Source organism: Streptomyces sp. CC53 (assembly GCF_001865245.1).
GTDB lineage: Bacteria > Actinomycetota > Actinomycetes > Streptomycetales > Streptomycetaceae > Streptomyces.
This window is the reverse complement of the sequence record NZ_MKXB01000085.1, coordinates 1-3,866: the sequence shown is the minus strand read 5'-3', so window position 1 is coordinate 3,866 and position 3,866 is coordinate 1. Positions and strand designations below refer to the sequence as shown.

Below are 3,866 nucleotides of genomic sequence, written 5' to 3'. Positions count from 1 at the left end.
GGTGACCGGCGCCGCCCGCCGCGAGGGACGCATCGACCTGGCGCTGCGGCACACCGAGGAGGGCTCCGCGGCGTCGCTGCGCACCGACGCGGTCGTCCTCGCCACCGGGTACGCGGAGCGGCCCGTCGACGCGCTGCTGGAGCCGCTGGGCGCGTATGTCGCCCGCGACACCGCGGGCCGCCCCCTGGTCGACCGGGACCAGCGGCTCGCCCTGGACGAGAAGGTCGGCGGCAAGGTGTTCGTGCAGAACGCCGAGCGGCACACGCACGGCGTGGGCGCCCCGGACCTCGGACTCGCCGCCTGGCGCTCCGCGGTCATCCTCAACGCGCTCACCGGCCGCAGCCCCTACCCGCTGCCCGGCCGCACCGCGTTCACCACGTTCGGCCTCGCGGACGCACACCGCTGACCCGACCGCCACCCCCGACGCACGCGTACACGAGTACACGAAGGAAGGCCGCATGACCCAGATCCAGGAACCGCCCCTCGCTGTCGCCGACCGCGCCGCCACCGACGGCCTGCTGCGCTGCTGGGTGCGGGAGACCGGGGTGGAGCGCCCCGACGACGGCGTGCTGCGCCTGGAGTTCCCCTCGTCCGGCACGGCTGTCGAGGTGCCCGTCCTGTACTGGTCGCCGGTCGGCTGGCACCGCTTCGGTCCGGCGCGGCTGCGCTCCGGCACCCCCCTGCCCGCCGCCGCGCTGGCGGCGCTGCTCGGCACGGAGGCCGCCGACGGGGACACCGAGTGCGTCACCGACCTCACGGGCCGGGTCGGCGACTCGGTCCGCCGGACCGCCGCGTTCGTGCGGGCCAGGTCCGCCGCGCCGCGGGACCCGGACGGCACGACCGCGTTCCTCGCCTCGGAGCAGGCGCTGATCACCGGCCACCCGCTGCACCCGACGCCGAAGAGCCGCGAGGGCCTGACGGAGGCCGAGGCGGCGCGCTACTCCCCCGAGGCGCGGGGCGCGTTCCCGCTGCACTGGTTCGCCGCGGACCCGTCCGTCGTCCAGTCCGACTCCTCCCTCGACCGGACGGCGCAGGACCTGCTGGCGTCCTTCGCGGGCGGCCTGCGGCCCCCCGCCGGCACGGTCCTGGTACCGGCGCACCCGTGGCAGGCGCAGGACGCGGTGCACCGGCCGGCGGTGCGGGCGCTCCTCGACGCGGGACTCCTGCACGACCTGGGCCCCGCGGCCCCCGCCTGGTCGGCCACGTCCTCGGTGCGGACGCTGTACCGGGCCGACGCGCCGGTGATGCTGAAGTTCTCGCTGGGCCTGCGCATCACCAACTCCCGCCGCGAGAACATGCGGTCCGAGCTGCACCGGGGCCTGGCCGTGGACCGGCTGCTCACCGCCGGGCTCGCCCGCGCCCTGCGCGCCGCGCACCCCGGCTTCGCGGTGGTGCGGGACCCGGCGTGGCTGGCGGTCGACGCGCCCGACGGCCACCGCGAGTCGACCGGCCTGGACGTCGTGGTGCGGGACAACCCCTTCCCGGCGGGCGCCGCGGAGCAGGCCGTGTGCGTGGCCGGTCTCGTCGCCCCGCGCCCCGACCTGCCCGACGGCCGGTCGCAGCTGGCGCGGCTGGTGCACCGCCTCGCCGAGGCGAGCGGGCGGCCCGCCCACGAGGCCGCCGGGGAGTGGTTCGACCGGTACGCCGAGCGGGTCGTCGCCCCGGTGCTGTGGCTGTACGCGACGTACGGCCTGGGCCTGGAGGCGCACCAGCAGAACACGCTCGTCGTCCTGGACGGCACCGGCCTGCCGGTCGGCGGCCGCTACCGCGACAACCAGGGCTACTACTTCTCCCCCGCCCGCAGCGAGGCCCTGTACGGCTGGGTGCCCGGCATCGGCCGGGACCTGGGGACGTACGTGGCGGACGAGGTCATCGACGAGCGGCTGGCCTACTACGTCGGCATCAACAACCTCCTCGGCCTGGTGGGGGCGCTCGGCTCCCAGGGACTCGCCGACGAGGAGGCGCTGCTGCGCCGCGCGGACGCGTTCCTCGCCGGGCTCGCCGCCGAGCACGGCGACCGGCTGCGCCTCGCCTCGCTGCTGCGGGACGAGCCGGTGCTGCGCTGCAAGGCGAACCTGCTGACGCGGGTGCACGGCATGGACGAGCTGACGGGCCCGCTGGAGGCGCAGTCGGTCTACGTGGACCTGCCCAACCCGGTCGTGGAGGTGCGCAAGTGACGGCTGACCCGCCGACGGTGGCAGAGACACGGCTCGACGCGGGGCTGTTCGCGCTGCGCGCCGTGGACCCCGGCCAGGACGCCGGGCTGGTCCACGCCTGGATGAACGACCCCGAGGTGGCCGCGTACTGGGAGCTGGCGCAGCCCGCCGAGCGGATCACCGCGTATCTGCGGGAGCAGGTGGCGAGCGCCCACTCCACGCCCTGGCTCGGCTGTGTCGACGGCGTCCCGATGAGCTACTGGGAGCTGTACCGCGCCGACCTGGACCCGCTGAGCCACCACTACGCCGCCCGCCCCAGGGACGCCGGGGTGCACCTGCTGCTGGGGCCGTCGGCGTACCGGGGCAGGGGGCTGGGCGCGGCGCTGCTGCGGGCGGTCACGGACTGGCAGCTGCGCAGCGACCCGTACGCGCAGCGCGTGGTGGCGGAACCGGACGTGCGCAACGCCCGCTCGGTGCGGGCGTTCGAACGGGCCGGGTTCCGGTCGGCCGGGCTGCTCGACCTGCCGGTCAAGCAGGCCGTGCTCATGGTCCGCGAGCGCACGGTGTGACGGGGCGGGACACGGGATGGCGGGGGGCGCGGGATGACGGGGGCCGGGATGGCGGTGGCGCGCGGACGACCGGTGCTGCTCGCGGCGGCGGGGCTGCACATGGTGACCCAGTCGGCGCTGGCCCCCTTCTACCCGGCCCTGTTCCGGGCCGCCTACGGGGTGGAGGCGCTGGCGGCGACGGGGCTGTTCCTGGTGGTGTGCCAGCTCGCCGCGGTCGCCGCACTGCCGCTGTGGGGCCGGGCCACCCACCGGTTCCCGCTGCCCGCCCTGGTGACGGCGGGCCAGTCGGCGGCGGTGCTGCTGGCGGGCGGGCTGGTGCTGGCCCCGTCCTACGCGGCGTTCACGGGGGTGTCGGTGCTGCTGGCGGCCGCGAAGGCCGTGGTCCTGCTGGCGTACCCGGGGCTCGCGCGGAGCCATCCGCGCGGGGTGCTCCCCGGGGTCGTGCAGTACGTGGCCGTGCTGCACGCCTCGGCGGTCGCCGCGACGCTGCTGGGCGGTGCCGTGGTCTCCGTGCCCGAGCCGCGCACGGCGCTGCCGCTGCTGGTGCTGCTGGAGGCGGCGCTGCTGGCGGCCTGCGTGCGGGTGCTGCGGCGCCCGGGGCCGCCGCCGCAGACCGCGCCGCACCGCGGGGGCGGCGCTGCGGACCGGCGGGTCCTGCGGCTCGCCGGGTACGTGCTGGTGACGACGGTCGCGGTGTACGCGGCGCGGCCGTACTTCACGGAGTACGCGACGGGAGCGGGCGCGTCCGCGGTGACGGCGACCGTGCTGTTCCTGCTGCCGCACGTGGCGGTGCTGGCGCTGCTGCCGCTCGTCGGGCGCCTGCGGCTCGGTCCGCGGCTGCTCCCGTACGGGCTGCTGCTGGCCGCGGCGGGACTGGCCGTACAGGCCGCCGCGGTGTCCCCGGCGCCGCTCGCGGGGGCGCGCCTGCTGTTCGGGGCGGGGCTCGCCCTGAGCCAGGTGGCCGTGGACGAGCGGGTGATCGCGGCGAGCGTGTCGGGGGCGGCGTACAGCGTCGTCGCCATGGCCCAGAGGGCGGGCCTGGTGCTGGCCCCGCTGGTCGCCACCACGGCGGCCGCGGCGGCACTGTGGGCACCGCTGCTGGCCTCGGCGGTGCTGCTGACCGCCCTGGCGGCGCTGACCC

2 protein-coding genes and 2 pseudogenes are annotated in these 3,866 nt (G+C 77.1%); all 4 read left to right on the top strand.

Annotated features, from left to right (window positions below; translation table 11 throughout):
* Positions 1-406: pseudogene (locus tag BJP40_RS33555) on the top strand (SidA/IucD/PvdA family monooxygenase); the annotation flags it as partial.
* A 52-nt stretch (positions 407-458) separates the two neighbouring features.
* The gene (locus tag BJP40_RS07740; protein ID WP_071279692.1) at positions 459-2,177 is read left to right on the top strand and encodes an IucA/IucC family siderophore biosynthesis protein; all 1,719 of its coding nucleotides are present in this window, start codon (positions 459-461) and stop codon (positions 2,175-2,177) included.
* Between the two features lie 17 nt (positions 2,178-2,194).
* Positions 2,195-2,725: a GNAT family N-acetyltransferase gene (locus BJP40_RS07735; RefSeq protein WP_226962375.1), complete on the top strand. Its 531-nt coding sequence runs from the start codon at positions 2,195-2,197 to the stop codon at positions 2,723-2,725.
* Between the two features lie 33 nt (positions 2,726-2,758).
* A pseudogene (locus BJP40_RS07730) lies at positions 2,759-3,866 on the top strand (hypothetical protein); the annotation flags it as partial.

Coding starts and splice junctions, on each gene's coding strand:
- BJP40_RS07740 (WP_071279692.1), top strand. CDS start 459: ATGACCCAGATCCAGGAACCGCCCCTCGCTGTCGCCGACCGCGCCGCC.